Genomic DNA, 26,342 nt, shown 5'->3' with positions numbered 1-26,342 from the left:
ATAATGCCGCTTTCTTCGCAGTTACAGCAGCAGTGGCAGACCGTTTGCGAACGTCTGCCTGAGTCATTACCGGCGTCATCGTTCAGCGAGCAGGCAAAGTGCGTGCTCACGTTCAGTGATTTTGTGCAGGAAAGTATTACTGCTAACCCGGACTGGCTGGTGGAGCTTGAAAACGCCCCGCCGCAGGCTGACGAGTGGCGGCATTATGCAGGCTGGCTGCAAAGCGCGCTGGCTGAGGTGGCGGATGAAGCCACGCTGATGCGCGTTTTGCGCCAGTTTCGCCGCCGGGTGATGGTGCGCATTGCCTGGGCGCAGGCGCTTGAGCTGGTCAGCGAAGAGAGCACGCTGCAGCAGTTGAGCGAGCTGGCGCAGACGCTGATTGTCGCTGCGCGAGACTGGCTTTACGCCGCCTGCTGTAAAGAGTGGGGCACGCCGTGCAGCGAGGAAGGGGTTCCTCAGCCGCTGTTGATTCTGGGGATGGGCAAGCTGGGTGGCTGCGAGCTGAACTTCTCCTCCGATATCGACCTGATTTTTGCCTGGCCGGAGAACGGCTCCACGCGCGGAGGCCGTCGTGAACTGGACAATGCCCAGTTCTTCACCCGTCTTGGCCAGCGTCTGATCAAGGCGCTGGATCAGCCGACGCAGGACGGTTTTGTCTATCGCGTGGATATGCGTCTGCGTCCGTTTGGCGACAGCGGCCCGCTGGTGCTGAGCTTTGCGGCGCTGGAAGATTACTACCAGGAGCAGGGGCGCGACTGGGAGCGTTACGCGATGGTCAAAGCGCGGATCATGGGTGACAGCGACGACGCTTACGCCAACGAACTACGCGCCATGCTGCGCCCGTTTGTGTTCCGTCGCTATATCGACTTCAGCGTGATCCAGTCCCTGCGTAACATGAAAGGGATGATCGCCCGTGAGGTACGCCGTCGTGGGCTGAAAGATAACATTAAGCTCGGCGCGGGTGGCATTCGTGAAATCGAATTTATTGTCCAGGTCTTCCAGCTTATCCGCGGTGGTCGCGAGCCGTCGCTGCAATCCCGCTCGTTGCTCCCGACGCTGTCGGCGATTGAGCAACTCCATCTCCTGCCAGAGGGGGACGCGCAAACCCTGCGTGAGGCATACCTGTTCCTGCGTCGTCTGGAAAACCTGCTGCAAAGCATCAATGACGAGCAAACCCAGACCCTGCCGGGGGATGACCTGAACCGGGCGCGTCTGGCGTGGGGCATGCGCGTGGACGACTGGGCCGCATTGACCGAACGGCTGGAGGCGCATATGGCAGGCGTGCGCCGTATCTTTAACGAGCTGATTGGCGATGATGAAAGCGAATCGCAGGACGATACGCTCTCTGAACACTGGCGTGAACTGTGGCAGGATGCCCTGCAGGAAGATGACACTACGCCCGTGCTGGCGCACCTGAGCGACGACGATCGCCATCGGGTGGTGGCGCTGATCGCCGATTTCCGCCTCGAACTCAACAAGCGTGCCATTGGTCCGCGTGGTCGCCAGGTGCTGGATCACCTGATGCCGCACCTGCTGAGCGATGTCTGTTCCCGTGCCGACGCCCCGGTGCCGCTTTCCCGCATGATGCCGCTGCTGAGCGGCATCATTACGCGTACCACCTATCTTGAACTGCTGAGCGAATTCCCGGGGGCGCTGAAACACCTGATTACGCTCTGCGCGGCGTCACCGATGGTGGCCAACAAGCTGGCGCGTTATCCGCTGCTGCTGGATGAACTGCTCGATCCCAATACCCTCTATCAGCCGACGGCGACCGATGCCTACCGCGATGAGCTGCGCCAGTATCTGCTGCGCGTGCCGGAAGAAGATGAAGAGCAGCAGCTGGAGGCGCTGCGCCAGTTCAAACAGGCCCAGATGCTGCGCGTCGCGGCGGCAGATATTGCCGAAACGCTGCCGGTGATGAAAGTGAGCGATCACTTAACCTGGCTGGCGGAAGCGATCATCGATGCGGTGGTGCATCAGGCGTGGATCCAGATGGTGGCGCGTTACGGCCAGCCAAAACATCTTGCTGAACGAGAAGGCCGCGGTTTTGCCGTGGTGGGCTACGGCAAGCTCGGCGGGTGGGAGCTGGGATACAGCTCCGATCTGGATTTAATCTTCCTGCACGACTGCCCGGCAGACGTGATGACCGACGGCGAGCGTGAAATTGACGGGCGCCAGTTCTATCTGCGTCTGGCCCAGCGCATTATGCACCTGTTCAGCACCCGCACGTCATCGGGGATTCTGTACGAAGTGGATGCCCGTCTGCGCCCGTCCGGCGCGGCTGGTATGCTGGTGACCTCAACGGAATCCTTCGCCGATTATCAGAAAAACGAAGCCTGGACGTGGGAGCATCAGGCGCTGGTGCGCGCCCGCGTGGTGTATGGCGATCCGCAGTTAAAAACGCAGTTTGATGCCATTCGTAAAGCGGTGATGACCACCCCGCGTGAAGGCAGTAAGTTGCAGACCGAAGTGCGCGAAATGCGTGAAAAGATGCGTGCGCATCTGGGCAATAAACACCGCGATCGGTTTGATATTAAAGCCGATGAGGGTGGCATTACCGACATTGAGTTTATCACCCAGTATCTGGTGCTCCTGCACGCGCATGACAAGCCGAAGCTGACCCGCTGGTCGGATAATGTGCGCATTCTGGAGCTGCTTGCGCAAAACGACATAATGGATGAGCAGGAGGCGCAGGCCTTAACCCGCGCCTACACCACGCTGCGCGATGAGTTGCACCACCTCGCCTTGCAGGAACAGCCGGGCCATGTGGCGCTCGACTGCTTTACCCGTGAACGCGACCAGGTGAAAGCGAGCTGGCAGAAGTGGCTGGTGGAACCGTGCGTAACAAAACAAGTGTGATATCATCGCGCGCAAATTGTGAATCTTTCTGGAGTCAGGAATGAAAGTAACACTGCCAGAGTTTGAACGTGCTGGAGTTATGGTTGTCGGCGATGTGATGCTGGATCGCTACTGGTATGGGCCGACCAGCCGTATCTCCCCGGAAGCACCGGTACCGGTCGTTAAGGTCGATACCATTGAAGAGCGTCCTGGCGGCGCGGCAAACGTGGCGATGAACATTGCTTCTCTGGGCGCGCATTCGCGTCTGGTGGGCCTCACCGGTATCGACGATGCGGCGCGCGCGCTGAGCAAGTCGCTGGCGGACGTGAACGTGAAGTGCGATTTCGTTTCTGTTCCGACGCACCCGACCATTACCAAGCTGCGCGTGTTGTCGCGTAACCAGCAGCTGATCCGCCTCGACTTTGAAGAAGGGTTTGAGGGTGTGGATCCTGAGCCGCTGCACGAGCGCATTAATCAGGCGCTGGGCAATATCGGCGCGCTGGTACTGTCTGATTACGCCAAAGGGGCACTGGCAAGCGTACAACAGATGATCCAGCTGGCGCGTAAAGCCAATGTGCCGGTACTGATCGATCCGAAAGGTACTGACTTTGAGCGCTATCGCGGCGCAACGCTGCTGACGCCTAATCTCTCTGAGTTTGAAGCGGTGGCGGGCAAGTGCAAGTCGGAGGCGGAGATCGTCGAGCGCGGCATGAAGATCATCGCTGACTTCGAGCTGTCTGCACTGCTGGTGACCCGCTCCGAGCAGGGAATGACGCTGCTGCAGCCGGGCAAGGCGCCGCTGCATATGCCAACCCAGGCGCAGGAAGTGTACGACGTAACCGGTGCCGGTGATACGGTGATTGGCGTACTGGCGGCAACGCTGGCAGCGGGTAATTCCCTCGAAGAAGCGTGCTACTTTGCGAACGCCGCGGCGGGCGTGGTTGTCGGTAAACTCGGGACCTCTACCGTTTCGCCAATCGAACTGGAAAACGCCGTGCGCGGCCGCGCCGATACCGGTTTTGGCGTCATGACGGAAGAAGAGCTGAAAGTGGCCGTTGCTGCCGCGCGTAAACGCGGTGAGAAAGTGGTGATGACCAACGGCGTATTCGACATTCTGCACGCGGGCCATGTCTCTTATCTGGCGAATGCGCGCAAGCTGGGCGATCGTCTGATTGTGGCGGTGAACAGCGATGCCTCGACCAAACGTCTGAAGGGCGAAACGCGTCCGGTGAATCCGCTGGAGCAGCGTATGATTGTGCTCGGCGCGCTGGAAGCGGTGGACTGGGTTGTGCCGTTTGAAGAAGATACGCCTCAGCGTCTGATTGCAGGCATTCTGCCTGACCTGCTGGTAAAAGGCGGCGATTACAAACCGGAGCAAATTGCGGGCAGCGAAGAGGTCTGGGCCAACGGCGGTGAAGTGATGGTGCTCAACTTTGAGGACGGGTGTTCAACCACCAACATCATCAAAAAGATCCAGAAAGACAGTCAGTAAAAAACGGGCCAGTTGGCCCGTTATTTCACCCTCTCCCCGTGGGAGAGGGCTGGGGTGAGGGCATCAGGCCGCACTTAGGCCTGGTCATCCATCGGCGGTATCGCTGGTGCCGGCTTCACTTCTTCCGGGGTATTGCGGTTTTCCAGCTCGGTAAGACGCTGTTCCAGCAGCGCCAGCTTTTCACGGGTGCGCAGCAGAACCTGTGTCTGCACGTCAAACTCTTCGCGGCTCACTAAATCAAGGCGAACCAACTGCGCCTGCAGCGTCTGGCGGATTTTCTTCTCAACGTCATCACCAAATTCACGAATACCTTTTGGCATGGACTCATGAACCTGACGCGCAATTTGCTCAATTTTCTTCGGGTCAATCATAGTGGCTTCCCTTGATAAGACGGTGTTGATGAACATTGTAGCGCGTCATGCTCCAGGATAAAGCAGATTTGTTTGAAGCTTATGCATTGCCCAGGTTAATCAATAGCGTTATAGTTATCTCGCTTATTCTCAGGGCGGGGCGAAATTCCCCACCGGCGGTAAATCAGCGTCATGCTGAAAGCCCGCGAGCGCTTTGGGTGAACTCTCAAAGGTCAGCAGATCCGGTGTAATTCCGGGGCCGACGGTTAAAGTCCGGATGGGAGAGAGTAACGATCCAGTCGGGCATGGGCCCGCTCACGTTATCTTTTTGCCGCTTATACGGCGCTCCTAAGACTGCCCTGATTCTGGTAACCATAATGTTAATGAGGTTTTTTTACCATGAATCAGACGCTACTTTCCTCTTTTGGCACTTCAACTCAACGTGTTGAACATGCACTGGATGCCCTGCGCGAAGGCCGCGGCGTGATGGTGCTTGACGATGAAAACCGTGAAAACGAAGGCGACATGATTTTCGCCGCCGAAAACATGACCGTTGAGCAGATGGCACTGACCATCCGTCACGGCAGCGGCATCGTATGCCTGTGTATTACCGAAGACCGCCGTAAGCAGCTCGAGCTGCCGATGATGGTCGAAAACAACACCAGCGCCTTTGGTACCGGCTTTACCGTGACCATCGAAGCCGCGCATGGCGTGACTACCGGTGTCTCCGCGGCTGACCGTCTGACTACCGTCCGTGCAGCAATTGCCGATGACGCCAAGCCATCCGACCTGCACCGTCCTGGCCACGTCTTCCCGCTGCGTGCGCAGGCGGGCGGTGTGCTGACCCGTGGTGGCCACACTGAAGCGACCATCGATCTGGTGACGCTGGCAGGCTTCAAACCTGCAGGCGTACTGTGTGAACTGACCAACGATGACGGCACCATGGCGCGTGCACCAGAGTGCATCACCTTTGCACGCCTGCACAACATGCCGGTGGTGACAATTGAAGATCTGATCGAGTACCGTCAGGCGCACGAGCGTAAAGCCAGCTGAACGGTGCATGAATGAAAAAGCCGGGGAAACCCGGCTTTTTTGTCTCTAGTGGTAGTTAATTTTAAACAGCACGACCGTTTCAAAAGGACCAGAATCGATACCCTTTCCCTCTGCACGTGAAAGCTCAGCGGTGTACGTGGTCTCGAAATGCAGCACCGAACCGGTAAAATCAGCGTACTCATCATACTGATTGAAGGTGTAGGGCTGTGTGCCGTTAAGAATGCGCAGCTTCAGGCCATTTCCAATCAGCAACGCCGTATCACTGGCCGTCAGCTCGCTATCGGTATAGAACGACGAGTCAATCTTAAATCCGTCTGAACACTGCGCATCCTGTACTTTACTGGTTTTAACCGAGAACGTTCGCGTACGCGTGCCCTGATTGACGATGTCACGTGCGCTGAAGGTGCCAAAGTCGATCTCCTGATTTTCAGGGTAAATACTGAACGTCGCTCCGCAGTCCAGTACCCTGATGTTTTCCAGCCCGTTAATGTGATATTTGAGGTTTTTGGCATCAGGAAGCGCATTTACGCCGCCTTTGCCGTCAAACTGCACGACGATGTAATCACCAAGCGTGCTGACGTAACCCTGAGGCGGTATCGCTTTGAGCTTAACGTACAGCCTGAAGCGTGCCGCAAAGGTTCGTGAGGTATGTACATCCCACGCATTCCCCGAACAGATGTATTTCTCCCAGCCCATCGCTTTTAACTGTTCGGCCGTGTATTTGCTCAGGCTGTTGTTGTCCAGACACTGACGGGTATCCACGCCGTAGGTTTGCCCGATGGCATCGTAATCTGCACCCTCGTAGGTTACACCGAGTTCGTAGTAAGGATCCGACACCGACGGATAAGGGTTCACCCAGGCGAAGACGTCTTCGTTCTCATGATTTGACGCGGTATTTCTGTCGCAATACACGGGGATTTTGATATCGCTGGATTCCCAAATCTTTTGCCCAACCCTGGCTGTGCTGGGAATTGAGAATTCTGACACCGTTTTGGTTTGCTCCACCGGGCCATTTTGTGTGCCAAGGTAGCAGTTCAGCGCCAGCGCCTGCTTAAGGGGACATATCACCAGCATTAAAAGGAAAAGCTTAGCGAGATGTCGCATTTTGCCCTGCCTTGCGCGGCGTTAGCGTGCATGGTGCTGACCCGGTACAGGTTAAATTGACCTTGCGTAGCGCACCATAATCATCAATATAACCTATGCTGTAGCCCGTTCCTTTTGTTTCACTCAGCGTCAGCGTACTGGTCGCAAACGGGCTAATCATCAGACTGTCGAAGCCTGGCATCATGGTTTTTCCGTTATTGCTCAGCCACGCCAGAGTAATGAAATAGGGCGTTGGGTTTTTCAGGCGCATGGTTTTGCCCGACAGCGTCACCGACAGCTGCATTTCCGTCTCTTCACCTGATTTTTTATGAATGCTGTCCGGCCGCCAGAACAACTTTATGCGGCTCTGCATAGCCACCTGCATGACGCTGCGCTCCTCTTTCAGGCTCCCGCTTTTGGGCGGCACTTCACGCAGATTGAAATAAAACAGCGTTTCCCGATCCTCAGGCAGCTGTTGCGTCGCGGCCTGTTTCACGATCCGCACCTGTGACGAGGCGCCGGGTTCAATGCGCTGAATAGGCGGCAGGACCATAAAATGGGTGTCCTCTTTGCGCCCGTCCCGATCCTCCACCCAGGCGAGGGCAAGGTAGGGAAGCGATTTGCTCTGGTTTTCAATGGTCAGGCTGCTGGCTTTATCGCTTTCGGCAAAGACGATGCGCGTCCTGTCCAGGTTAATTGCCGCCTGCGAGACACCGGAGCCACAAAACAGGAGTGCTGCTAAATAAACGTATGATTTCATAGTGATAAGTTACTGGCAGGGCAGCATCAGCTGCGTAGTGTTGTCGAGAGAAGCTGGCAGGGAGAAATGACACTGCTGATCGTCTCCCCAGGTGACGATAAAGTGCTGTTCAGCTTTTACCGCCCCCAGCCAGATGTGTCCGTCCTGGGCGATAATGCCCACCTCTTTGCCTGAATCCTGCTCACGCACCTGGGCGCCGAGAGGCGGCGTGCCGCTGGCGGTACGCACGATCCCGGCAACATCCTGACCCTGACGGGACGCAATCAGCCGATAACCGATTGCACCCTCGGTCCAGGTGGAGCGAATGACGTGGTTATCGACATCGACACCCTCTGGCAGGTTATTCAGATTGACCTGTACGCTGGCGGGCATATAGCTCGAAAAGGCGGGCAGGACGCCAATACCAAACATGTTGGTGGTATCGCGGGACATATTCAGCGGTATATTGTCGATCCCTTCCGTGCTGACCATCACGCGCGGTTCGTTGCCGTAGCTCCGGCGATGAAGCGACGCCCCGTGGGCGGTTGCGGTAAACGAGCCGTTCCAGCTCGCGCTGACGGAACGGTAGTCATGGGCCTTGTAGCTTCCGGACAGGTTCAGATCTCCCGTCCCGGCATAGTGCTGATAATTGGCGCTGACTTGCGCCCCGGCATCAGTTTTTTCGCTCTCGGTACCAGCGGATATCCCCCAGGTATTGTTACTGTCTGAAGAGTCATACCAGGAGAGCGTTTGACGCGTCGTGTCGCTGTTTCTCAGATCGTAATTGAGGCGATGATCCGGATCGAGGGGAATGCTTAAAGAGAAGTAAACCTGCGTGTCATCGCCTTGATCCTGATAATGTGTTTTGCTCCATGAGGCCGTCACGCCAAGGTTTTTCCAGCGACCAAGGTCGAAGTTGTATCCTGCCGTGAGTGTGCCAGTGGTGGAGGGGGCTCTGTCCCACCAGGTCTGGCGCAGCAGACCAAGGTAAAGGTTTAGCGACAGGGCGGGGATGTACTGGCTGGCAGTGATGCTTAGCGTCTGTTTTTCCGTTTCCGCGTGATCCCGGTCTTTTTCAAGAAAGCGGGCATAGCTGAGAAAGCGGCTGTCGGAGTAGCGGTAGCTGGCAAGCGTGAGCTGACTCCCGGTGGTGTCGAAACGCTTGCTGTAGTTGATGCGGTAACTGTATCCCGTCTGCTTTGCTTCCCCCTCGTGCTGGCTGCTGGCCTGGGTGACATCAAATGACAACGCGCCCAGCATATCCATGTTCTGCCCGATACCTGCCGCCAGCGCGCGGTAATCATTACCGCTGTTCAGGATCCCACCGTACAGGGAGGTCCGGGAGAGTACGCCCCAGGAGAATTCGCTGCTTAAAAAGGCCTCGTTTTCGACCTGATGCGAGCTGTCCTGACGGGGTTTACCGCCCGCCAGCTTATAGCGAACCTGGCCTTGTCGCGTCAGGAAAGGCACAGAGGCAGCAGAAACCTGAAAGGTGCTGGTATGACCGTCTTCTTCGGCGACGGTGACGTCCAACGTTCCCTGTACGGACTGGTTGATATCCTGTATGACGAAAGGGCCCGGGGGGACTTTGGTTTGATAGATAATCCTGTCCGCCTGGCTGACGGTCACGGTGGCATTCGTCTGAGCAATACCAGAAATTTGTGGCGCGTAGCCGCGCAGAGACCAGGGGAGCATGCGCTCGTCGCTGATAAGTGAGGCTCCGGTGTAGGAAAATCCGTCGAAAATATCCGACTGAAAATCTGACTCACCCAGCGTGAACTTTGAGCCGAATGCAGGCAGAGGGCGAAAAAGGTAGGCGCGAGAAAGGCGGCCGTCGCTCTGCGACCTCCCTTCCGTACGGTTAAGGGCGTACTGATAATCTCCCCGCAGTCGCCAGGCACCCAGGTTGGCGCCAGCGGTCCCGTAGGTATTGACGTTATCGCTGCTTGCCCCCTCATCTGGCTGATAGCGGCTGGCAAACAAATTGTAATCCAGCAGCACGCCTGAGACACCGTTGTCCCAGGTCGCGGGCGGCATCCAGTTGGTGGAACGGTACTGTAGCCAGGCCTGAGGTAGGGTGACTTCCAGCGTTTGCGTTGCCTGAATAAACTCGAAACGAACCTGCGGCAGCGGGGAAAAGTCGACACAGCCCGCGTTAACCGTCAGCATGCTGCGGTATTTATCGTCCAGACCAAAAGTGTCCGCCAGATCGGACGGAATGCAGACTTCCGTTGTATCGTCTTTTTTATACCAGGCTAACTGCCAGCCGCTAGCGAGTGGCGTATTATTAATTGCAACGGTAACGAAATAATGACCCGGCGCAACGTGGTTCTTATCTTTGAACTGGGATAAATCAACATTGCCGCGCTGATCTTTATCAATAGCGTTAATATTAAATTCAACGGCGGCCAGTGGAAGAGGCGTAAGAAAGCCAGCAATGATGATCGAGAATGCACTGTATTTCATCATTCAGCTCTCAAATAAAATTACGGCAATGGCTGGCAAATATATTGCCAGCCGAAATATAATTAACGGTATGGACTTATTTATACAACAGGACGTAATTCGCGGTAGATTCGACCTGGCCAGCCGTTGCTGTTTTACCATCGACCACTTCCATCTGCGCTTTGAAGTGCAGCGTCTGGGTCGCTGAACCCGCAGAAAGATCGACAGTTTGAGCTGTACCAAGCGTGATAGGGGTCTCTGCATTATCCAGCAAACGAACGCCCACGTTCTGCGCGCCGCCCGCATAGGTGTTGCTCATCAGGCTGGTATCGGTTGCGTCGGTAGCGGTGCTGCTGAAGGTTACGTCCACTTTGGTGACGGGCGTTGCGGTTTCATCCGCTGCGTCAAGCTGGCAGTTTTCCAGGTTGATATCAACCGGTACCGCCGTGGATTTTTTATTCACGTTCATCACCGCCGTGGTGAACTGGCCAAGTTCAATCTCTTTATCAATACTGTCTGGTGCAATATTGCATGGTGCGTCAATAATAACGCCCTTAAAGGTGATTTTACCGGAGCCCTGATCGCTTGCCAGTGCATTGCCAGAGATAAAAGAGCCTAAAGCAACCGCCAAAAGTGTTTTTGAAATATTTCGCATGAAATATCCTTGTTATGAATAATATTTAAGAGATATTGATGTTTGAGGCGGTTGTATTCTAAAACTAATTGTAACAATGAGTGATTAAAAAATAATTAAAGACTCTTTAAGTATGCGTTTATTAATTATTGAAGTGAATGGCTTACATAGAAAAAAGAGGGCGAGGGGCTAAATAAGCAGACCAACAGGAGATGCTGGTCTGCTTTTTGATCAATTATTGATAATTGATTTTGACAATAATGTCTTTACTGAATGGTCCAGGAATAACGGCTTCACCAGGTTTACGGGTTAGCTCCGCCGTATAGTCATGCGTCAGCGTCGTCTCCGTATCATCAGGGTGATAGGTTGCAAAAGGAAGATACTGGTTGTACGTCACATCGCCATTGGTTTTATCAATGAGACGCATGAGTAAACCATTTCCCATGTCCAGATGCGTATTATCGTAGAGCGTATCGGTGGTGTAAAAGCTGGTCGTTACGTCAAATTGTTCTGAACAGCCAGCAGTGGCATCCCGGATTGTCGAAATGCTAAACGGTGAGGTGACGGCGTTGGCGTTGACTGCGCTCTCCGTAAACTGGCCAAAATTCACAATCTGATTTTCAGGGTAGATCCGGATATCCACACCGCAGTCCAGGAAGTGAATATTTGAAAGTCCGGTAATGTCGTAATGCAGGTTTTTTGCATTCGAAAGCGTGTTGATTCCGCCTGAACCGTCAAACGTCAGTACGGTGACGGAGGGAAAGGTATAGTCAAACTGCTCTTTTGGTATCGCTTTTAGCTTCACGTAGAGACGAAAGCGCACGCTAAACGTGATGTTTTTCTGAATTGTGACGCCATTGCAGGCTGCTTCCTTGTAGTCACCCCACTTATCATCCTGCTTATCAAGGCAGGCTCCCGTATCAATTTTGATATCGGGGATGTCATAGTCAATACCGTTATAGGTTACGCCAAACGCCAGATAGGGATTGTTGGTCATCAGGCTATCGGTGTTATGAAAACTGTCCAGGATATAGGCATAAACGTGTTCACTCCAGGGATCCTGCGAGACAGGTTTTGTACTGTCGCGGGTGGCGTGATCGCAATATACCGTCACCAGCAAATCGCCGCTTTCCCAAATTTTTTGTCCGGCTGGGGCGTTGGCTGGGACCGTGAACGTCGGGAGCGTTGTTGTGACCAGACTTTGGCCGCCTAATGAATCTTTGTAACAGTCCATCGCCCATGCGGAGGATGAGAACAAACATAAAAGGGCAATCACCGCGAGATATATTTTTTTCATCATTATCCCTTATTCACCGGTTTGCTCTGGCAGGCAGGCTGCACCGCGTTACAACTCACCTTAAACATTTCCAGACCGCCATAATCGCTGATATAGCCGACTTGAAATTCAGCGGGCAACTTAGCCAGTGACTGGCTGGCCTGACCAAACGGCTCAATCATTACGCTCTCTGCGCCCGGCAATAAGGTTTTACCGTTCAGGCCGATATAGCCCACGGTGATGTAATAGGGGCTGCTGTTTTTAAACTGCAGCGTACCCGAGGCGCGGGATATAACCACCTTATCCAGCGGAACAAACTGGCCCTCCTTCAGCTCAATGGCTTTTGGCCGCCAGAACAGCTTAAGGCGGCTTTGCATGGCAATTTGCATCACGTTCTTCTGCTCGGCTTTGGGTGGGATCTCCCGCATGTTGTAATAAAACAGCGACTCTCGATCGGCTGGAAGCCGGCTGAGGTTTTGCTGCGCCATCAGGCGAACCTGCGCCTGTTCCTCCGGCTCGATACGCAACAGTGGCGGAACAGGAGAGATAAACTCGCGCGTTTTTTTACCCTCTTTATCCTCAATCCACGACTGAGCCAGATAAGGATCGGTTTTACTCTGGTTTATCAGTCTGACCGACACGCTTTTTGCGGAGGCGTTGAAAATGATGCGTGTTCTGTCGGGCGATACGGTGGCCCAGGCAAAGCTGCACGTGCCAAGGAAACAGATAAGTCCTTTTGAAATCATCGTGATGTTCATTTTATTCATCCTGAATTAATGCACTGTTTTACAAGGTAAAAATATAGCGTCACCGTTAAGGTTACTTTGGTTCGGCGGCGTGATTTCACACGCTTTGTCAGACCAGGTGAGACGTAACGTACTGTTTTCCTGAATCCCGCTGAGATAAACGAACCCTTCTTCGGCAACCAGACCGACCTCTTTACCCGTAGCGCTGTCGACGATACTGACGCCCAAAGGAGGGAACTGACCGTTTTCTTGTCGAATAATGCCGACAATCTGGTAGCCCGTGGTGGCGTTCAGCTTGCTGTAACCAATGGCACCTTCCGTCAGCGTGGTGCGAATAACGGAGGTTGCTATATCCACGCCATCAGGCAGCGTGTTGCTGTTAACGCGCACCGTGGAGGTGGTGTAGTTGCTGAGTGAGGGGACGACAGCAATACCGAATGCGTTAGTGCGCGTGCGCGAACTGTTGACCTCAATTCCGTCAACGCCATCGGCATCGATCATCATGCGGGCGTTATTGGCCGGGCTGTAATCATGCAGGGCTACGCCATACCGCGTGGCGGTGATCGAGCCGTTCCAGCCCGCGCTGATCGAACGGTATTGATTGGGCTGAACGCTTCCTGAAAGATTCAGGCGTCCATAAGGAGAATAGTGCTGGTATCCGCCGCGCAATGACGGTTCGCCTTCGCGCAAATCGTCTTCCGTCGTAGAGGCCGAGAGATTCCACGTATTGTTGCGATCGGAGGCGTCATAGTAAGAAGCCATATGAGACGCGCTGTCGCCGCCTGAACGCTGGTAGCTGTACATAATGCTACGATTTTGCTCCAGCGGGAGGGTGAAGGCGAAATAGACCTGGTTTTCGTCGCTGTCATCCCAGCTCACGCGGCTTAGCGCCAGCGATGCGGATAAACCTCTTAAGTTGCCGATATCAAAATTGCGGCTCAGCGAAAAGGAGTAGTTTGTGTTGCTGCTGTTGTCCCAGTAGGTGTTACGGGTGACGTTGAGATAGGTATTTAATGCCAGCGAATCAAGGTACTGGTTGAAGGAGATAACGTAACTCTCTTTTTCGTTTGTCGTTGAGGTATCTCCGTCCCGGGAGGCGAGATATTCACTCATTGAGACATATTCTTTATCCGAGAATCGATAACCTGCGAAGGTGATTTGGCTGCCGGTCGCCTCAAAACGTTTTGCGTAGTTGGCGCGATAGCTGTACCCACGCTGTGTCTCATTTTTTCCCTGATGGAGCGTGGCCTCGGCGCCCGTCACATCAAAAGAGATCGAGCCGAACGAATCCAGGTTGAAGCCGATACCGGTGGTCATGGCCTGATAATCATCCGCCGTCAGCAGGGTGCCGCCATACAGTGACACATTACTCAGCCAGCCCCACGAGAGTTCACCTGTCCAGAAAAGCGGGTTATTGATGTCGTTATGGCCCGTAGCGGTGGGCTTACCGATGGATGTTTTATAGCGCACCTGGCCTTTTCGGGTCAGGAAGGGGATTGAGGATGAACCCACCTGGAAGGTGGTTTTGCGCCCATCTTCCTCTTCGACCACCACATCCAGCTGTCCCTGGTAGGTTTCACCCAGGTCTGAAATGGTGAACGGGCCCGGCGCGACGGTTGTTTGATAAAGAACGCGGCCAGACTGGGAGACGGTCACTTTGGCATTGGTCTGCGCGATGCCGTTAATTTGTGGTGCATAACCTTGTAAATCAGGCGGCAGCATACTTTCATCACTTTCCAGTGAGGCACCGGTAAAGTGGAAGGTATCAAAAATATCTGAGCTTAAATCATATTGCCCCAGCGTCACTTTTGATGACAGCGAAGGGAGAGGGCGGTAGAGATAGGTTCGTGCCAGACTGCTGTCGCTGCCTGTAGACTCACCGTGACGAAAGTTTTGGTTATATTGATAATCTGAACGCAGACGCCACGCGCCGAGGTTAAACCCGAGCGTGCCGTAGGCGCTGAAATTCTGGCTGTCGTCGCCCCCGTGCGGATCGTACTGGCTGGCATAGAGATTATAATCAAGTAAAACACCCGCAATGCCTTCATCCCAATATTCCGGCGGCGTCCAGTTCTTCGCCTGATATTTCATCCATGCCTGGGGAACGGTGACGGAAAGCACCATCGTCCCTTTATTAAGGGAAAAGCCCAGCTCAGGAACAGCCGAAAGATCATGGCAACGTCCGCCCTGAGAATAATGGAGCCGCGAAATAAAATCGGTGCTCAGTCCGAAAGCGGATAACTGCCCGGCATTCACACAAATTTGCGAACCGCTTTCGTTTTCCGTTGCGATCCACTCCATTGTTGCGGATTGAGGCAACGTGTTTTTATTGACCTGAATGCGGACGAGATAGCTACCCGGCGCGATGTGGCCTTTTTTCTCAAACTGGGAAATATCAATATTACTTCGGTCTTCAACGTCAATCATATCTGTGTTGAATTCAACCGCGGAGACAGGCAACACGAATAAAGCTGAGTAAAGTGTGACACTCAGCGAATACTTTATAAAAGCAGAGAGGCGGGAGAGTTGATGCGCTGAGTGTTTTAGCATAAATCCGTTTCGCTTTTAAAAAGAAGGCATAAAAGCCGATGAGTCCTTCATCGGCTACGTTTTCAGACGGCAATCAAATTACTTATATTCAAGGATATAGTTCGCCTGGGCCTGAACGTTACCCGGGGTAGCCTGGCTGCCAGCTACCGGTTCCATGCGGGCTTTGAAGTTCAGTTCCTGATAGGCATTTGTGGTAGGGAATGACACTTCAATCGGCGTACCCAGCGTGACTTTATTGCTGCCGCTATCCAGCAAGCGAACGCCCACACCTGTTGCACCGCCGATGTTGCCGTCAAGCGTGTTTTTCATCAGGCTGGTGTCGGTCGAATCGGTACTGGCGGAGGCAAAGGTGACCTTCACTTTGTCGATCGTGGTGGTGGTTTGTCCGGTGGTAGAAGAGAGGATGCAATCCTGCAGGTGGATATTCACGTCAACCGGCAGCGAGTTTTTACCGCTGTTCAGCACGCTATCCGCGACTTCTCCTAATTCAATCGTCTGATTTTCATCTCCCGGGGTGATAGAGCAAGGCGCACTGATAACTTCACCGGTGAACGTGATCTTCCCCGAGCCCTGGTTATCTGCTGCCATAGCAGTAAATGACAGACCAGAAAGCAATGCAGTTGTCGCAACTGCCAGAATAGTCTTGTTAAACATGAAGATATAATCCTTTATCTAAGAGTGGATGGCGCAATAATTTTAATGAATTAATATTGCAACACTTTTATTTCATTAAAGCGGTCGAAATATACCAGTCGCAATATGGTTCATCTCGTGAGTATTTCTAAATGGGGAATTTAGAGGCTATTAATAAATCATTTGAAATTATAAATGGGAAAAATGCTGTTGCTCAACAGCCAGAATGCTCGGTTTAAATAGTGATTGACATCAATCTTTTGAGTTTTTTTAAATACACGAAGCGGTAATTATTTTACGGGGAATAGTTATAAATAATATTTCTTAAGTGAATTCTATGGCGATTAGAAAGTATGGTGCCGGACTTTATATCATTAATACTGATAGTTGGCATTCACTGACATTAAAAGAAATTGCGCTCCCTCAAATAAGGAAGCGCAACCGTTCAGCCAATACCTGCCGTTTGTAACAACACCAAGCTTAATCCCATTACAGACATTCCGCACAACACCCCATAACTCGGATTATTGTTAGGATCGATCTCTTTCGCCAACGGCATCAGTTCATCAACCGACAGCGCCACCATAATCCCCGCAACTGCGGCCATAATGGCGGCCATCACCACCGGTGAAACCAGGCTTCCCAGTATCAGCCACGCCAGTACGCCCCCGAGAATTTCTGCCATTCCCGATATCCCGGCCCAGAACACGGCGGTGCGTTTTGACCCCGTGGCGGCATAAACCGGCCCGGCAACGGCCAGCCCTTCAGGAATATTGTGTAAGGCCACCGCCAGGGCGATACCCAGACCCATCTCCAGGTTGCTGCTGGCGGTGACATAGGTCGCGACACCCTCCGGGAAGTTGTGCAGGCTGATGCCGAGCGTCAGGAGGATGGCAGTACGTTTAATCTTTTGCGGCACCGGCGCGACGCTTTTTTGCATCAAATCCTGCGGATGTGCATGGGGCAGCATGCGATCAAGGGCAAAATAGCCCAGCAGACCAAAAACAAACATGCCGTAACCCAGTACCGGAGACATGCCTTCTGTGCCCAGTGCGGCAGGCAGCATCTCCATCAGAGAGATGAGCAGCATAATGCCGGCAGCAAATCCCAGTGAAAAGGCCAGCACGCGGTTAGACGGCTTTTGACCAAGCACGCCGAGGATCGCACCGATAAAGGTGGCGGCACCCGCCAGGATGGTCAGGATCAAGGGGACGGACATGCAATGCTCCTTTTGATAATGATTCTCATTAATACTAATAATTCACGTTGGCCAAAGCGAGAGGGGAACCTCTGTTTTACATATTACTTACATTCAAATTTCCTGATGATGATCTTCACGCTTATCTGCGTTCATCTTTGTCGTGTTAAGCGTAATGTAGCACCATCAAATTGACACCTTCTGTAAGGATATCACCATGACTTCTTCACGTATGCCAGCACTGTTTTTAGGCCACGGTAGCCCAATGAACGTTCTGGAAGACAACGTCTACACCCGCACGTGGCGTCATCTGGGCGAGACGTTGCCGCGTCCGAAGGCGATTGTGGTGGTATCTGCACACTGGTTCACCCGTGGCACTGGCGTAACCGCCATGGAGGCGCCAAAAACAATCCATGATTTTGGCGGTTTCCCGCAGGCGTTGTACGACACGCACTATCCAGCCCCCGGCTCGCCCGAGCTGGCACAGAAGCTGGTGGATTTGCTGGCCCCTGTCCCGGTCGCGCTGGATAAAGAGGCCTGGGGCTTTGACCACGGCTCATGGGGCGTGCTGATAAAAATGTACCCGGACGCCGACATCCCGATGGTGCAGTTGAGTATCGACAGCACTAAACCGGCAGCCTGGCACATGGAGATGGGCCGCAAGCTGGCTACGCTTCGTGATGAAGGCATTATGCTGGTGGCAAGCGGTAACGTGGTACACAACCTGCGCACGGCGCGCTGGCACGGTGAAAATACACCTTACCCATGGGCAACGTCCTTTAACGATTACGTTAAAGACAATCTGACCTGGCAAGGCCCGGTTGAGCAGCATCCGCTGGTGAACTATCTGGATCACGAAGGCGGTTCGCTCTCTAACCCAACGCCGGAACACTTCCTGCCGCTGCTGTACGTTCTTGGCGCGTGGGATGGTCAGGAACCGGTGACAATCCCGGTCGACGGTATTGAGATGGGGAGTTTGAGTATGCTGTCGGTGCAGGTGGGGTAATAAAAGCAAAGCGGCAACCTGCGGTTGCCGTTTTTAGTGTTTACACCCTCTCCCGTGGGAGAGGGCATCAGGCCGCACTCTACTCAACAAAAATATGCGGATAGAACCGTGACAGATCCTGCGTGATCAGCGCGCGATCTTCGCGGATGCCAATCCCGGCAGGCTGATCGTTGATGAGCCAGCTGCCAATCAGCGTATAGCTGTCGCCAAATTTTGGCAGCTGATAAAACGCCTGGACGATCATCCCTTCTTCGCCGTAAGGCCCTTCAACCGCTTCCAGCGTTTTACCGTTTTCGATAATGGAGACGTTTGCCCCCTCGCGGGAGAAAATTGGCTTCACGACATATTTTTCCATCTGCGGATAATCATCTTCCGCAAAGTATGCTGGCAGCAGGTTCGGGTGGTTCGGGAACATTTCCCACAGCAACGGCAGCAGGGCTTTGTTGGAGATGATGCTCTTCCACGCCGGTTCCAGCCAGCGCACGCCAGCGTCTTCCAGCTTGGTGGAGAACATCTCACGCAACATATATTCCCACGGGTAGAGCTTGAACAGGTTGCTGATCACTTGATCCTGCAGGTCAGTAAACTGACCTTTCTCGCCCAGACCGATATCTTCTATATAGAGAAACTCGGTGGCGACTTCCGCTTCGGCAGCACAATCCTGCAGATACTGAACCGTTCCACGATCTTCTTCCGTGTCACGGCAGCAGGCGAGATGCAGCAGGTTGAAACCGTGCTGTTCACGCAGCTCGGCGAAACGCTCAATCAACTTTTCCTGCAGGCTATTGAACTGGTCGCTCTCTTCCGGCAGGTTTCCGGCGTTCATCTGGTCTTCCAGCCAGATCCACTGGAAGAAGGCCGCTTCATACAGAGAGGTTGGTGTATCGGCGTTATTTTCAAGAAGCTTAGGTTCACCCACGCCATCCCACGCCAGATCAAGGCGAGAATAGAGCGAGGGCTGGCTGGTTTTCCACGACTGGCGCACAAAGCCCCAGGTGTGCTTCGGAATGCGGAATTTAGCCATCAGCTCGTCGCTGTCGATCACTTTCTCGACAACCTTCAGGCACATCTGATGGAGCTCTGCCGTCACCGCCTCCAGTTTTTCCACCTGGGCGAGCGTCAGTTTGTAGTAAGCGTCTTCACACCAGTACGGCTCGCCATACATGGTGTGGAAGTTAAAACCGTATTCGGTCGCTTTTTCGCGCCAGTCCGGGCGCTCGGTGATACTGACTCGTTCCATGATCAGCCGCCCATTGAGCGAGTTGACGTACCCGTCGCGCTGCGCTGCATGCTGGTCTGTTTCGCCACAGATTCACCGAACCCGCCGCGGGTGATGGTGCTGGTGGTAGCCGGTTTCGGAGCCATCGCCGTTTTCGGTACGGTCACGGTGCGGCCAGGCGTTGCTGCGCCATAGCCTTTGCCGCTGGCATCGGTGTATTGGCCGTAGGCCGGGCTGGCCGGGTTTTTCGAGCTAAACAGCGGCTGCTGCTGGTAACCCGCCCCGCCGCCCATCAGGCGGCCCATCATATAGCCGGCCATCAGTGGCATCCAGAAGCTACCGCTGGACTGAGCCTGCGCCTGATTTTCTGGCGCCGTTCCCGCCTGAGCCGGTGTCTGTTGACACTGGCCTTCACCGAACTCTGCCACGCAGTCTTCGCGTGTGGCATATTTCGGTGCGGTACGTTCCGCTTCTTTCAGGGCGTTGTTATAGGCGGTCTTACATTCTGCCGCGTTACCGGTTGCGGCTGAACAGTCTTCCGCATTTTGATACAGAGAGACCGTTTCATCGCTTTTCTCACAGCCTGCCAGCATAAAGACAGCGGTGACCGCCAGCGCAACAGGGGTAAGGTGACGCGCGTTCCAGCTTTTGCGGAACGAAGCGTGATTTATGGATTTTGTCCGTTTCATATTTGTCTTCCAGGACCCAGTGGTTATAACGCTCAGGATAGAGGATGAGTGGTTGAAAATGAAGCGAAGAGGGTCGGAATCAGGGGGATCTTTACGTTGGCTTACGTTCGGATGTGATTCAGATGCTCCCTCTCCCACGGGGAGAGGGCTGGGGTGAGAGCATCAGGCCGCAGTGGGCCTGATGACACTCTTAGTGACGGAACGGATTGCTGCCGGTGTTGGTACGCGCAGCCGCTGGCTGTGCAGCAGGCGCGCTGCTGTTAGCGTTGAAGTTATCAACCGCAGCAACCTGCTCCGGGTTCTCCGGTGCCACGCTGTCCGGCGAGGTTGAGACCGGTTTACCCAGCGCATTGTTCAGCGCCAGCAGGTCCTGCTCGTTCAGCGTACCCAGCGCCTGCTTGATGTTCAGCTGGTTAATCAGGTACTGGTAACGTGCGCTGGAGAGTTGCTGTTTCGCGTTATACAGCGTGGTGGTCGCGTCCAGCACGTCAACAATCGTACGGGTACCGACGGAGTAACCGGCTTCCATTGCATCCAGGGAGCTTTGGGCAGACACAACGGCTTGTTTATACGCGTTGATGCTGCTGATAGAAGCGTTCACGTTGTTGAACGACGAACGCACGGTCTGCACCACGTTGCGGTGGGCGCTTTCCAGCTGCTCGCTTGCGCCAACAAAGTTGTACTGCGCCTGTTTCACCTGAGAATTCACCAAACCGCCCTGATACAGCGGCAGTGAGAAGCTCAGGCCGACTTTGTTCTGGCCCTGGTTGCTGTCGTCATACTGGGCGGTGTTGGTTTTAGAACCGCTGTAGCTGGTATCAGACACGCCGGTGGAGGCGCTCAGGCTCAGGGTTGGCAGGTGGCCATCCTGCGCCTGTCGAATCTGCTCGCGGGCCAGGTCCTGGCTCAGACGCGCCTGCAGTAAGGTCAGGTTGCGGTTTTCCGCTTCTTTCAGCAGGGCATTCACCGCCTGCGGCTTATCGGTCTTGAAGTTATCTACGTTCAGGGAGGCCAGTTCTGGATAGTAATTACCGGTGACCTGACGCAGAGATTCCAGCGCGTTGTCGAGGTTGTTACGCGCGGTCACTTCGTTGGCCAGTACGCTGTCGTACTGTGAACGGGCGTTCTGCACGTCAGTGATGGCGACCAGGCCCACGTTGAAACGCTGGGTGGTTTGATCTAACTGACGGTAAATTGCCTGTTTCTGCGCTTCAGTATAGGAGAGCGAGTCAATCGCGCTCAGCACGTTGAAGTACGCAGTCGCCGTGTTCAGGATCAGCGTTTGCTGGTCAGTCTGATAGGTCACATCCTGGATACCCGCGCTCTTTTCCTGCAGGGTCAGTGCGCGCCATTTGGACATATCAAACAGCGTCTGTGTTAATTGCAGTGAGGCGCTGGTAGCATTGGAGTTAACGCCGTTAGCGTCGCGGAAACCGTTGCTGTAGGTATAATCTGCACCTAAACCTAACTGCGGCAGCAGTGGGCTACGCGCTTCGTTAATCTTTTCAAACGCAGCATCACGATCGGCCGCTGATTTACGTAAATCAGGGTTGCCCAGACGTGCCTGCTGGTAGACCTGTAACAGGTTTTCCGCCTGGCTCATTGCACTGAAGCCCGTCAGGCTCAGGCCGATAAGGATGGGGAGCAATTTCTTCATTTGCATTCCTTGTTGTGAAGCAGTATTAGCGCTGATCTAATTAAAAATAATTGCCGATTCTAACAGAATCATCCACACCAAAAGGTTGGCGTAATGTGCCATGTGGCGTTAATTTGCACCAATCTACCATATAGCCTTACAAACGGCAGCCAAACAGCCTTGAAATTCATAATTTCATCACCATTGCTACCAGGACTCGACTCATGCAAAAACCAGATAAGTTGCCCGTGACATTCGCCAAAAACGATGTAGAAATTATTGCACGAGAAACGCTTTATAGCGGTTTTTTTTCAATGGAACTTTACCGTTTCAGGCATCGCCTGTTTAACGGTGAGATGAGCGGCGAAATCAGGCGCGAAATTTTTGAGCGCGGGCATGCAGCAGTCTTGCTACCCTTTGACCCAGTGCGTGATGAAGTCGTACTGGTTGAGCAGATTCGCATCGCGGCGTATGACGTCAGTGAAAGCCCGTGGTTGCTGGAGATGGTCGCCGGCATGATCGAAGAGGGCGAGTCGGTTGAAGACGTTGCCCGCCGCGAGGCGCTGGAAGAGGCGGGGCTGATCGTTGGCCGCACAAAACCGGTGCTCAGCTATCTGGCCAGTCCGGGAGGCACCAGCGAGCGCTTGTCCATCATGGTGGGCGAAGTGGACGCCACGACCGCGGATGGGATCCACGGTCTGGCAGATGAAAACGAAGATATTCGGGTTCATGTGGTGAGTCGGGAGCAGGCTTACCAGTGGGTAGAAGAGGGGAAAATCGACAACGCAGCGTCTGTCATCGCCCTGCAATGGCTGCAACTGCATTATCAGACATTACAAAACGAGTGGAAAAAATGAAGCGTTATACACCTGACTTCCCAGAAATGATGCGCCTGTGCGAAACCAATTTCGCACAATTGCGCCGCCTGCTGCCGAGAAACGACGCACCCGGCGAAACGGTAAGCTATCAGGTGAGCAACGCGCAGTATCGATTAACGATAACAGAATCAACGCGCTACACTACGCTGGTGGAAATCGAACAAACGGCACCCAGCATTAGCTACTGGAGCCTGCCGTCAATGACGGTGCGGCTCTACCACGACGCGATGGTCGCTGAAGTGTGTTCAAGTCAGCAGATCTTTCGTTTTAAAGCGCGGTATGATTACCCGAATAAAAAGTTGCATCAACGCGACGAAAAGCATCAAATTAACCAGTTTTTAGCCGACTGGCTAAGATATTGTTTAGCACATGGAGCAATGGCGATTCCGGTTTGTTAGCGTCATAAACCTACCTAAGGACACCATTTGGAAAGCCTGTTGAACCTGACTGTTGCTGGTGGGGCACCAGTCAGGATATTACAAATCACCGATACTCACCTTTTTGCCGAAAAGCATGAAACGCTGCTGGGGGTGAACACCTGGGAGAGTTATCAGGCTGTACTTAGCGCTATTCACGCTGAAAATCGTGCCTGCGATCTGATCGTTGCAACGGGCGATCTGGCGCAGGATCAATCCTCCGCGGCCTACCAGCATTTTGCTGAAGGCATAGCGAGCTTTAGCGTGCCGTGCGTCTGGCTTCCGGGTAACCACGACTTTCAGCCTGCGATGTACAGCTCTCTTCAGGAGGCGGGGATCTCTCCGGCGAAGTGTGTGTTTGCCGGTGAGCAGTGGCAGATCCTGCTGCTCGACAGCCAGGTGTTTGGCGTCCCGCACGGTGAGTTAAGCGAGTTTCAGCTCGACTGGCTGGAGACCAAGCTGGCCGCCGAACCGGCGCGACATACGCTGCTTTTGCTTCATCATCATCCGCTTCCGGCGGGCTGTAGCTGGCTCGATCAACACAGTCTGCGCAATTCTGCCGCCCTGGATAGCGTGCTGGCGAAATTCCCGCGCGTGAAGAATCTGCTGTGCGGACACATTCATCAGGAACAGGATCTCGACTGGAATGGCCGTCGTCTGCTGGCGACGCCGTCGACCTGCGTTCAGTTTAAGCCGCACTGCGCGAACTTTACCCTGGATACCATCGCGCCGGGCTGGCGTTGGCTGGAACTGCATGCGGATGGTTCACTGACCACGGAAGTCTGCCGTCTGGCAGGCGCGCAATTCCGCCCCGATACTGCTTCAGAAGGCTATTGATGTCTACGCTCCTCTACCTGCATGGGTTCAACAGCTCGCCGCGATCTGCCAAAGCGACACAGTTACGCCAGTGGCTGAGCGAGCATCATCCGCACGTTGAGATGATTATCCCGCAGCTGCCGCCTTATCCGGCAGAGGCGGCGGAGATGCTGGAATCCATTGTTCTGGAACACGGCGGCGAATCTTTCGGCGTGGTGGGTTCCTCGCTGGGAGGGTATTACGCCACATGGCTCTCGCAATGCTTTATGCTGCCCGCCGTTGTGGTTAACCCGGCGGTTCGACCGTTTGAGCTGCTGCGGGACTTTCTTGGCGAAAACGAGAACCCCTACACCGGCCAACAATATGTGCTAGAGTCACGCCATATTTACGATCTCAAAGTTATGCAGGTCGACCCGCTTGAAGCACCGGACCTGATCTGGCTGCTGCAACAAACGGGTGATGAAGTGCTGGATTACCGCCAGGCAGTGGCGTATTACGCCTCCTGCCGCCAGACTATAGAAGAGGGCGGAAACCATGCTTTCACGGGCTTTGAAGATCATTTCACCCAGATTGTCGATTTTCTTGGACTGCACAGCCTCTGACAATCAATGCGAATTGCTAGTTTAAATCATGACGCAAACCTATAACGCTGATGCCATTGAGGTACTCACCGGGCTTGAGCCGGTTCGCCGCCGCCCGGGGATGTACACCGATACGACGCGCCCAAACCATCTGGGCCAGGAAGTTATTGATAACAGTGTCGACGAAGCGCTGGCAGGCCATGCCAAACGCGTCGACGTTATCCTGCATGCCGATCAGTCGCTGGAAGTTATCGACGACGGTCGCGGCATGCCGGTGGATATCCACCCGGAAGAGGGCGTACCGGCCGTTGAGCTGATCCTCTGCCGACTGCATGCGGGCGGTAAGTTCTCCAACAAGAACTACCAGTTCTCCGGTGGTTTGCACGGCGTGGGGATCTCCGTGGTTAACGCCCTGTCTAAGCGCGTGGAAGTAAACGTTCGCCGCGACGGCCAGGTGTATAACATCGCGTTTGAAAACGGCGAGAAAGTGCAGGATCTGCAGGTTGTCGGCACGTGCGGTAAACGCAACACCGGCACCAGCGTCCACTTCTGGCCTGACGAAAGCTTCTTCGACAGCCCACGTTTCTCCGTTTCTCGCCTGACGCACCTGCTGAAAGCTAAAGCGGTGCTGTGCCCTGGCGTGGAAATCACGTTTAAAGATAACGTCAACAATACCGAGCAGAGCTGGTGCTATGCCGACGGTCTGAACGACTACCTGTGCGAAGCGGTAAACGGCCTGCCGACGCTGCCGGAAAAACCGTTCGTCGGTAATTTCACCGGTGACACCGAAGCAGTGGACTGGGCGCTGCTGTGGCTGCCGGAAGGCGGTGAGCTGCTGACCGAAAGTTACGTCAACCTGATCCCAACTATGCTCGGCGGTACGCACGTTAACGGGCTGCGTCAGGGTCTGCTGGATGCGATGCGTGAATTCTGCGAATACCGCAACATTCTGCCGCGCGGCGTGAAGCTGTCGGCGGAAGATATCTGGGATCGCTGCGCCTACGTGCTTTCCGTGAAGATGCAGGATCCGCAGTTTGCCGGGCAAACCAAAGAGCGTCTCTCCTCGCGTCAGTGCGCGGCCTTTGTTTCCGGCGTGGTCAAAGATGCCTTCACCCTGTGGCTGAACCAGAACGTTCAGGCCGCAGAGATGCTGGCGGAAATGGCGATCTCCAGCGCGCAGCGTCGTCTGCGTGCGGCGAAGAAAGTGGTGCGTAAAAAGCTCACCAGCGGTCCTGCGTTGCCGGGCAAGCTGGCGGACTGTACCGCGCAGGATCTTAACCGTACCGAGCTGTTCCTGGTGGAAGGGGACTCGGCAGGGGGATCGGCCAAGCAGGCGCGCGACCGTGAATACCAGGCGATCATGCCGCTTAAAGGTAAGATCCTGAATACCTGGGAAGTCTCGTCCGATGAAGTGCTGGCCTCGCAGGAAGTGCATGATATCTCTGTTGCGATCGGTATCGATCCGGACAGCGAAGATCTTAGCCAGCTGCGCTACGGCAAGATCTGTATCCTCGCGGATGCGGACTCCGATGGTCTGCACATCGCCACGCTGTTGTGCGCACTCTTCGTGAAGCACTTCCGCACGCTGGTGAAAAACGGTCACGTCTACGTCGCGCTGCCGCCGCTCTACCGTATCGATCTCGGCAAAGAGGTGTACTACGCGCTGACGGAAGAAGAGAAAGCGGGCGTGCTGGAGCAGCTCAAGCGCAAGAAGGGCAAACCAAACGTTCAGCGCTTTAAAGGGCTGGGCGAGATGAACCCAATGCAGCTGCGCGAAACCACGCTGGATCCTAACACCCGTCGTCTGGTTCAACTGACCATCAGCGATGAAGATGAACAGCAAACCAACGCCATGATGGATATGCTGCTGGCCAAAAAACGCTCGGAAGACCGACGCAACTGGCTGCAGGAGAAAGGCGATATGGCGGATATTGAGGCCTGATGTCCCCTCACCCCAGCCCTCTCCCCATGTACGGTCCGGGGACATAGTGAACACTTGTTCGGGGACATGGTAGACACTTACAACTAAGGCATAAGAACCCGTTTATGGAGTCGCTTATGCCC

Annotated in this window: 22 protein-coding genes and 1 riboswitch; of the genes, 9 read left to right on the top strand and 13 right to left on the bottom strand. The window is 54.3% G+C overall.

Annotated elements, in window-relative coordinates; all coding sequences use genetic code 11:
* Together glnE and hldE are read left to right on the top strand one after the other, a co-directional pair.
* On the top strand, positions 1-2,859 hold the full coding sequence (glnE, locus tag ACOTX3_RS02290) for a bifunctional [glutamate--ammonia ligase]-adenylyl-L-tyrosine phosphorylase/[glutamate--ammonia-ligase] adenylyltransferase (protein ID WP_029883050.1): 2,859 nt from the start codon (positions 1-3) through the stop codon (positions 2,857-2,859).
* A gap of 40 nt (positions 2,860-2,899) precedes the next feature.
* A complete protein-coding gene (gene hldE, locus ACOTX3_RS02285) occupies positions 2,900-4,330 on the top strand; it encodes a bifunctional D-glycero-beta-D-manno-heptose-7-phosphate kinase/D-glycero-beta-D-manno-heptose 1-phosphate adenylyltransferase HldE (RefSeq protein ID WP_013098758.1) in 1,431 nt (476 codons plus the stop codon).
* 74 nt (positions 4,331-4,404) lie between these two features.
* Here hldE and ubiK read toward each other — a convergent pair whose 3' ends face one another.
* Positions 4,405-4,701: a ubiquinone biosynthesis accessory factor UbiK gene (ubiK, locus tag ACOTX3_RS02280; RefSeq protein WP_058678705.1), complete on the bottom strand. Its 297-nt coding sequence runs from the start codon at positions 4,699-4,701 to the stop codon at positions 4,405-4,407.
* 121 nt (positions 4,702-4,822) lie between these two features.
* Positions 4,823-4,973, top strand: a riboswitch (FMN riboswitch).
* Positions 4,974-5,079: 106 nt separating this feature from the next.
* Between ubiK and ribB the strand changes: the two genes are divergently transcribed.
* A complete protein-coding gene (ribB, locus tag ACOTX3_RS02275) occupies positions 5,080-5,733 on the top strand; it encodes a 3,4-dihydroxy-2-butanone-4-phosphate synthase (protein WP_008502964.1) in 654 nt (217 codons plus the stop codon).
* A 45-nt stretch (positions 5,734-5,778) separates the two neighbouring features.
* On the opposite strand, the gene ACOTX3_RS02270 is transcribed toward ribB, so the two are convergent.
* The 9 genes from ACOTX3_RS02270 to zupT form a co-directional block, all read right to left on the bottom strand.
* Positions 5,779-6,837, bottom strand: coding sequence for a type 1 fimbrial protein (locus ACOTX3_RS02270; protein WP_040021803.1), 1,059 nt, complete (start codon positions 6,835-6,837; stop codon positions 5,779-5,781).
* Positions 6,821-7,576: a fimbrial biogenesis chaperone gene (locus ACOTX3_RS02265; protein ID WP_058678706.1), complete on the bottom strand. Its 756-nt coding sequence runs from the start codon at positions 7,574-7,576 to the stop codon at positions 6,821-6,823. Before ACOTX3_RS02265 ends, ACOTX3_RS02270 begins: the two co-directional genes overlap by 17 nt.
* Positions 7,577-7,585: 9 nt before the next feature.
* On the bottom strand, positions 7,586-10,021 hold the full coding sequence (locus ACOTX3_RS02260) for a fimbria/pilus outer membrane usher protein (RefSeq protein ID WP_176601163.1): 2,436 nt from the start codon (positions 10,019-10,021) through the stop codon (positions 7,586-7,588).
* A 76-nt stretch (positions 10,022-10,097) separates the two neighbouring features.
* Positions 10,098-10,655, bottom strand: a complete 558-nt coding sequence (locus ACOTX3_RS02255; RefSeq protein WP_038983453.1) for a fimbrial protein — start codon at positions 10,653-10,655, stop codon at positions 10,098-10,100.
* Between the two features lie 214 nt (positions 10,656-10,869).
* On the bottom strand, positions 10,870-11,931 hold the full coding sequence (locus ACOTX3_RS02250; RefSeq protein WP_127869054.1) for a fimbrial protein: 1,062 nt from the start codon (positions 11,929-11,931) through the stop codon (positions 10,870-10,872).
* A gap of 2 nt (positions 11,932-11,933) precedes the next feature.
* Positions 11,934-12,668 carry a fimbrial biogenesis chaperone gene (locus tag ACOTX3_RS02245; protein WP_020689471.1) on the bottom strand — a complete coding sequence of 245 codons (735 nt, stop codon included), beginning with the start codon at positions 12,666-12,668 and terminating at the stop codon, positions 11,934-11,936.
* 15 nt (positions 12,669-12,683) lie between these two features.
* A complete protein-coding gene (locus tag ACOTX3_RS02240; RefSeq protein WP_127869053.1) occupies positions 12,684-15,206 on the bottom strand; it encodes a fimbria/pilus outer membrane usher protein in 2,523 nt (840 codons plus the stop codon).
* Positions 15,207-15,284: 78 nt separating this feature from the next.
* A complete protein-coding gene (locus ACOTX3_RS02235; RefSeq protein ID WP_013098749.1) occupies positions 15,285-15,860 on the bottom strand; it encodes a fimbrial-like protein in 576 nt (191 codons plus the stop codon).
* Between the two features lie 424 nt (positions 15,861-16,284).
* Positions 16,285-17,058, bottom strand: coding sequence for a zinc transporter ZupT (gene zupT, locus ACOTX3_RS02230; RefSeq protein ID WP_013098748.1), 774 nt, complete (start codon positions 17,056-17,058; stop codon positions 16,285-16,287).
* A gap of 196 nt (positions 17,059-17,254) precedes the next feature.
* Here zupT and ygiD point away from each other — a divergent pair, with 196 nt between their 5' ends.
* A complete protein-coding gene (gene ygiD / locus ACOTX3_RS02225) occupies positions 17,255-18,043 on the top strand; it encodes a 4,5-DOPA dioxygenase extradiol (protein WP_023620513.1) in 789 nt (262 codons plus the stop codon).
* A gap of 79 nt (positions 18,044-18,122) precedes the next feature.
* Here the strand turns inward: ygiD and ACOTX3_RS02220 are convergent, their stop codons facing one another.
* From ACOTX3_RS02220 to tolC, 3 genes are all read right to left on the bottom strand, one after another.
* The gene (locus ACOTX3_RS02220) at positions 18,123-19,283 is read right to left on the bottom strand and encodes a glutathionylspermidine synthase family protein (protein WP_020689476.1); all 1,161 of its coding nucleotides are present in this window, start codon (positions 19,281-19,283) and stop codon (positions 18,123-18,125) included.
* Between the two features lie 2 nt (positions 19,284-19,285).
* Entirely contained in the window at positions 19,286-19,951 is a 666-nt protein-coding gene (locus ACOTX3_RS02215) for a DUF1190 family protein (RefSeq protein ID WP_013098745.1), read from the bottom strand.
* 190 nt (positions 19,952-20,141) lie between these two features.
* Positions 20,142-21,608: an outer membrane channel protein TolC gene (gene tolC / locus ACOTX3_RS02210; RefSeq protein ID WP_020689478.1), complete on the bottom strand. Its 1,467-nt coding sequence runs from the start codon at positions 21,606-21,608 to the stop codon at positions 20,142-20,144.
* 203 nt (positions 21,609-21,811) lie between these two features.
* On the opposite strand from tolC, the gene nudF reads away from it, so the two are divergent.
* From nudF to parE, 5 genes are read left to right on the top strand one after another with little or no spacing between them, the layout of a single operon-like run.
* Entirely contained in the window at positions 21,812-22,444 is a 633-nt protein-coding gene (nudF, locus tag ACOTX3_RS02205; RefSeq protein WP_058678710.1) for an ADP-ribose diphosphatase, read from the top strand.
* Complete coding sequence (locus ACOTX3_RS02200) at positions 22,441-22,863, top strand: DUF1249 family protein (protein WP_003862516.1); 423 nt, start codon at positions 22,441-22,443, stop codon at positions 22,861-22,863. The genes nudF and ACOTX3_RS02200 overlap by 4 nt, the downstream gene beginning before the upstream one ends.
* Positions 22,864-22,890: 27 nt before the next feature.
* Entirely contained in the window at positions 22,891-23,718 is an 828-nt protein-coding gene (gene cpdA, locus ACOTX3_RS02195) for a 3',5'-cyclic-AMP phosphodiesterase (RefSeq protein WP_013098742.1), read from the top strand.
* Positions 23,718-24,299, top strand: coding sequence for an esterase YqiA (gene yqiA / locus ACOTX3_RS02190; RefSeq protein WP_014833291.1), 582 nt, complete (start codon positions 23,718-23,720; stop codon positions 24,297-24,299). The genes cpdA and yqiA overlap by 1 nt, the downstream gene beginning before the upstream one ends.
* A 28-nt stretch (positions 24,300-24,327) precedes the next feature.
* Complete coding sequence (gene parE, locus ACOTX3_RS02185; protein ID WP_013098740.1) at positions 24,328-26,220, top strand: DNA topoisomerase IV subunit B; 1,893 nt, start codon at positions 24,328-24,330, stop codon at positions 26,218-26,220.
* The last annotated feature ends 122 nt before the right edge of the window (positions 26,221-26,342 follow it).

The sequence above is a fragment of the Enterobacter cloacae complex sp. IR5384 genome (genome assembly GCF_049237265.1).
In the GTDB taxonomy this organism is placed as follows: Bacteria; Pseudomonadota; Gammaproteobacteria; order Enterobacterales; family Enterobacteriaceae; genus Enterobacter; species Enterobacter cloacae.
This window is presented reverse-complemented; position numbering and strand designations above follow the sequence as displayed.

Excerpts from the sequence above, each read along its gene's own strand:
- hldE (WP_013098758.1), top strand. The coding sequence starts at position 2,900 with ATGAAAGTAACACTGCCAGAGTTTGAACGTGCTGGAGTTATGGTTGTC.
- ubiK (WP_058678705.1), bottom strand. The coding sequence starts at position 4,701 with ATGATTGACCCGAAGAAAATTGAGCAAATTGCGCGTCAGGTTCATGAG.
- ribB (WP_008502964.1), top strand. The coding sequence starts at position 5,080 with ATGAATCAGACGCTACTTTCCTCTTTTGGCACTTCAACTCAACGTGTT.
- ACOTX3_RS02270 (WP_040021803.1), bottom strand. The coding sequence starts at position 6,837 with ATGCGACATCTCGCTAAGCTTTTCCTTTTAATGCTGGTGATATGTCCC.
- ACOTX3_RS02265 (WP_058678706.1), bottom strand. The coding sequence starts at position 7,576 with ATGAAATCATACGTTTATTTAGCAGCACTCCTGTTTTGTGGCTCCGGT.
- ACOTX3_RS02260 (WP_176601163.1), bottom strand. The coding sequence starts at position 10,021 with ATGAAATACAGTGCATTCTCGATCATCATTGCTGGCTTTCTTACGCCT.
- ACOTX3_RS02255 (WP_038983453.1), bottom strand. The coding sequence starts at position 10,655 with ATGCGAAATATTTCAAAAACACTTTTGGCGGTTGCTTTAGGCTCTTTT.
- ACOTX3_RS02250 (WP_127869054.1), bottom strand. The coding sequence starts at position 11,931 with ATGAAAAAAATATATCTCGCGGTGATTGCCCTTTTATGTTTGTTCTCA.
- ACOTX3_RS02245 (WP_020689471.1), bottom strand. The coding sequence starts at position 12,668 with ATGAACATCACGATGATTTCAAAAGGACTTATCTGTTTCCTTGGCACG.
- ACOTX3_RS02240 (WP_127869053.1), bottom strand. The coding sequence starts at position 15,206 with ATGCTAAAACACTCAGCGCATCAACTCTCCCGCCTCTCTGCTTTTATA.
- ACOTX3_RS02235 (WP_013098749.1), bottom strand. The coding sequence starts at position 15,860 with ATGTTTAACAAGACTATTCTGGCAGTTGCGACAACTGCATTGCTTTCT.
- zupT (WP_013098748.1), bottom strand. The coding sequence starts at position 17,058 with ATGTCCGTCCCCTTGATCCTGACCATCCTGGCGGGTGCCGCCACCTTT.
- ygiD (WP_023620513.1), top strand. The coding sequence starts at position 17,255 with ATGACTTCTTCACGTATGCCAGCACTGTTTTTAGGCCACGGTAGCCCA.
- ACOTX3_RS02220 (WP_020689476.1), bottom strand. The coding sequence starts at position 19,283 with ATGGAACGAGTCAGTATCACCGAGCGCCCGGACTGGCGCGAAAAAGCG.
- ACOTX3_RS02215 (WP_013098745.1), bottom strand. The coding sequence starts at position 19,951 with ATGAAACGGACAAAATCCATAAATCACGCTTCGTTCCGCAAAAGCTGG.
- tolC (WP_020689478.1), bottom strand. The coding sequence starts at position 21,608 with ATGAAGAAATTGCTCCCCATCCTTATCGGCCTGAGCCTGACGGGCTTC.
- nudF (WP_058678710.1), top strand. The coding sequence starts at position 21,812 with ATGCAAAAACCAGATAAGTTGCCCGTGACATTCGCCAAAAACGATGTA.
- ACOTX3_RS02200 (WP_003862516.1), top strand. The coding sequence starts at position 22,441 with ATGAAGCGTTATACACCTGACTTCCCAGAAATGATGCGCCTGTGCGAA.
- yqiA (WP_014833291.1), top strand. The coding sequence starts at position 23,718 with ATGTCTACGCTCCTCTACCTGCATGGGTTCAACAGCTCGCCGCGATCT.
- parE (WP_013098740.1), top strand. The coding sequence starts at position 24,328 with ATGACGCAAACCTATAACGCTGATGCCATTGAGGTACTCACCGGGCTT.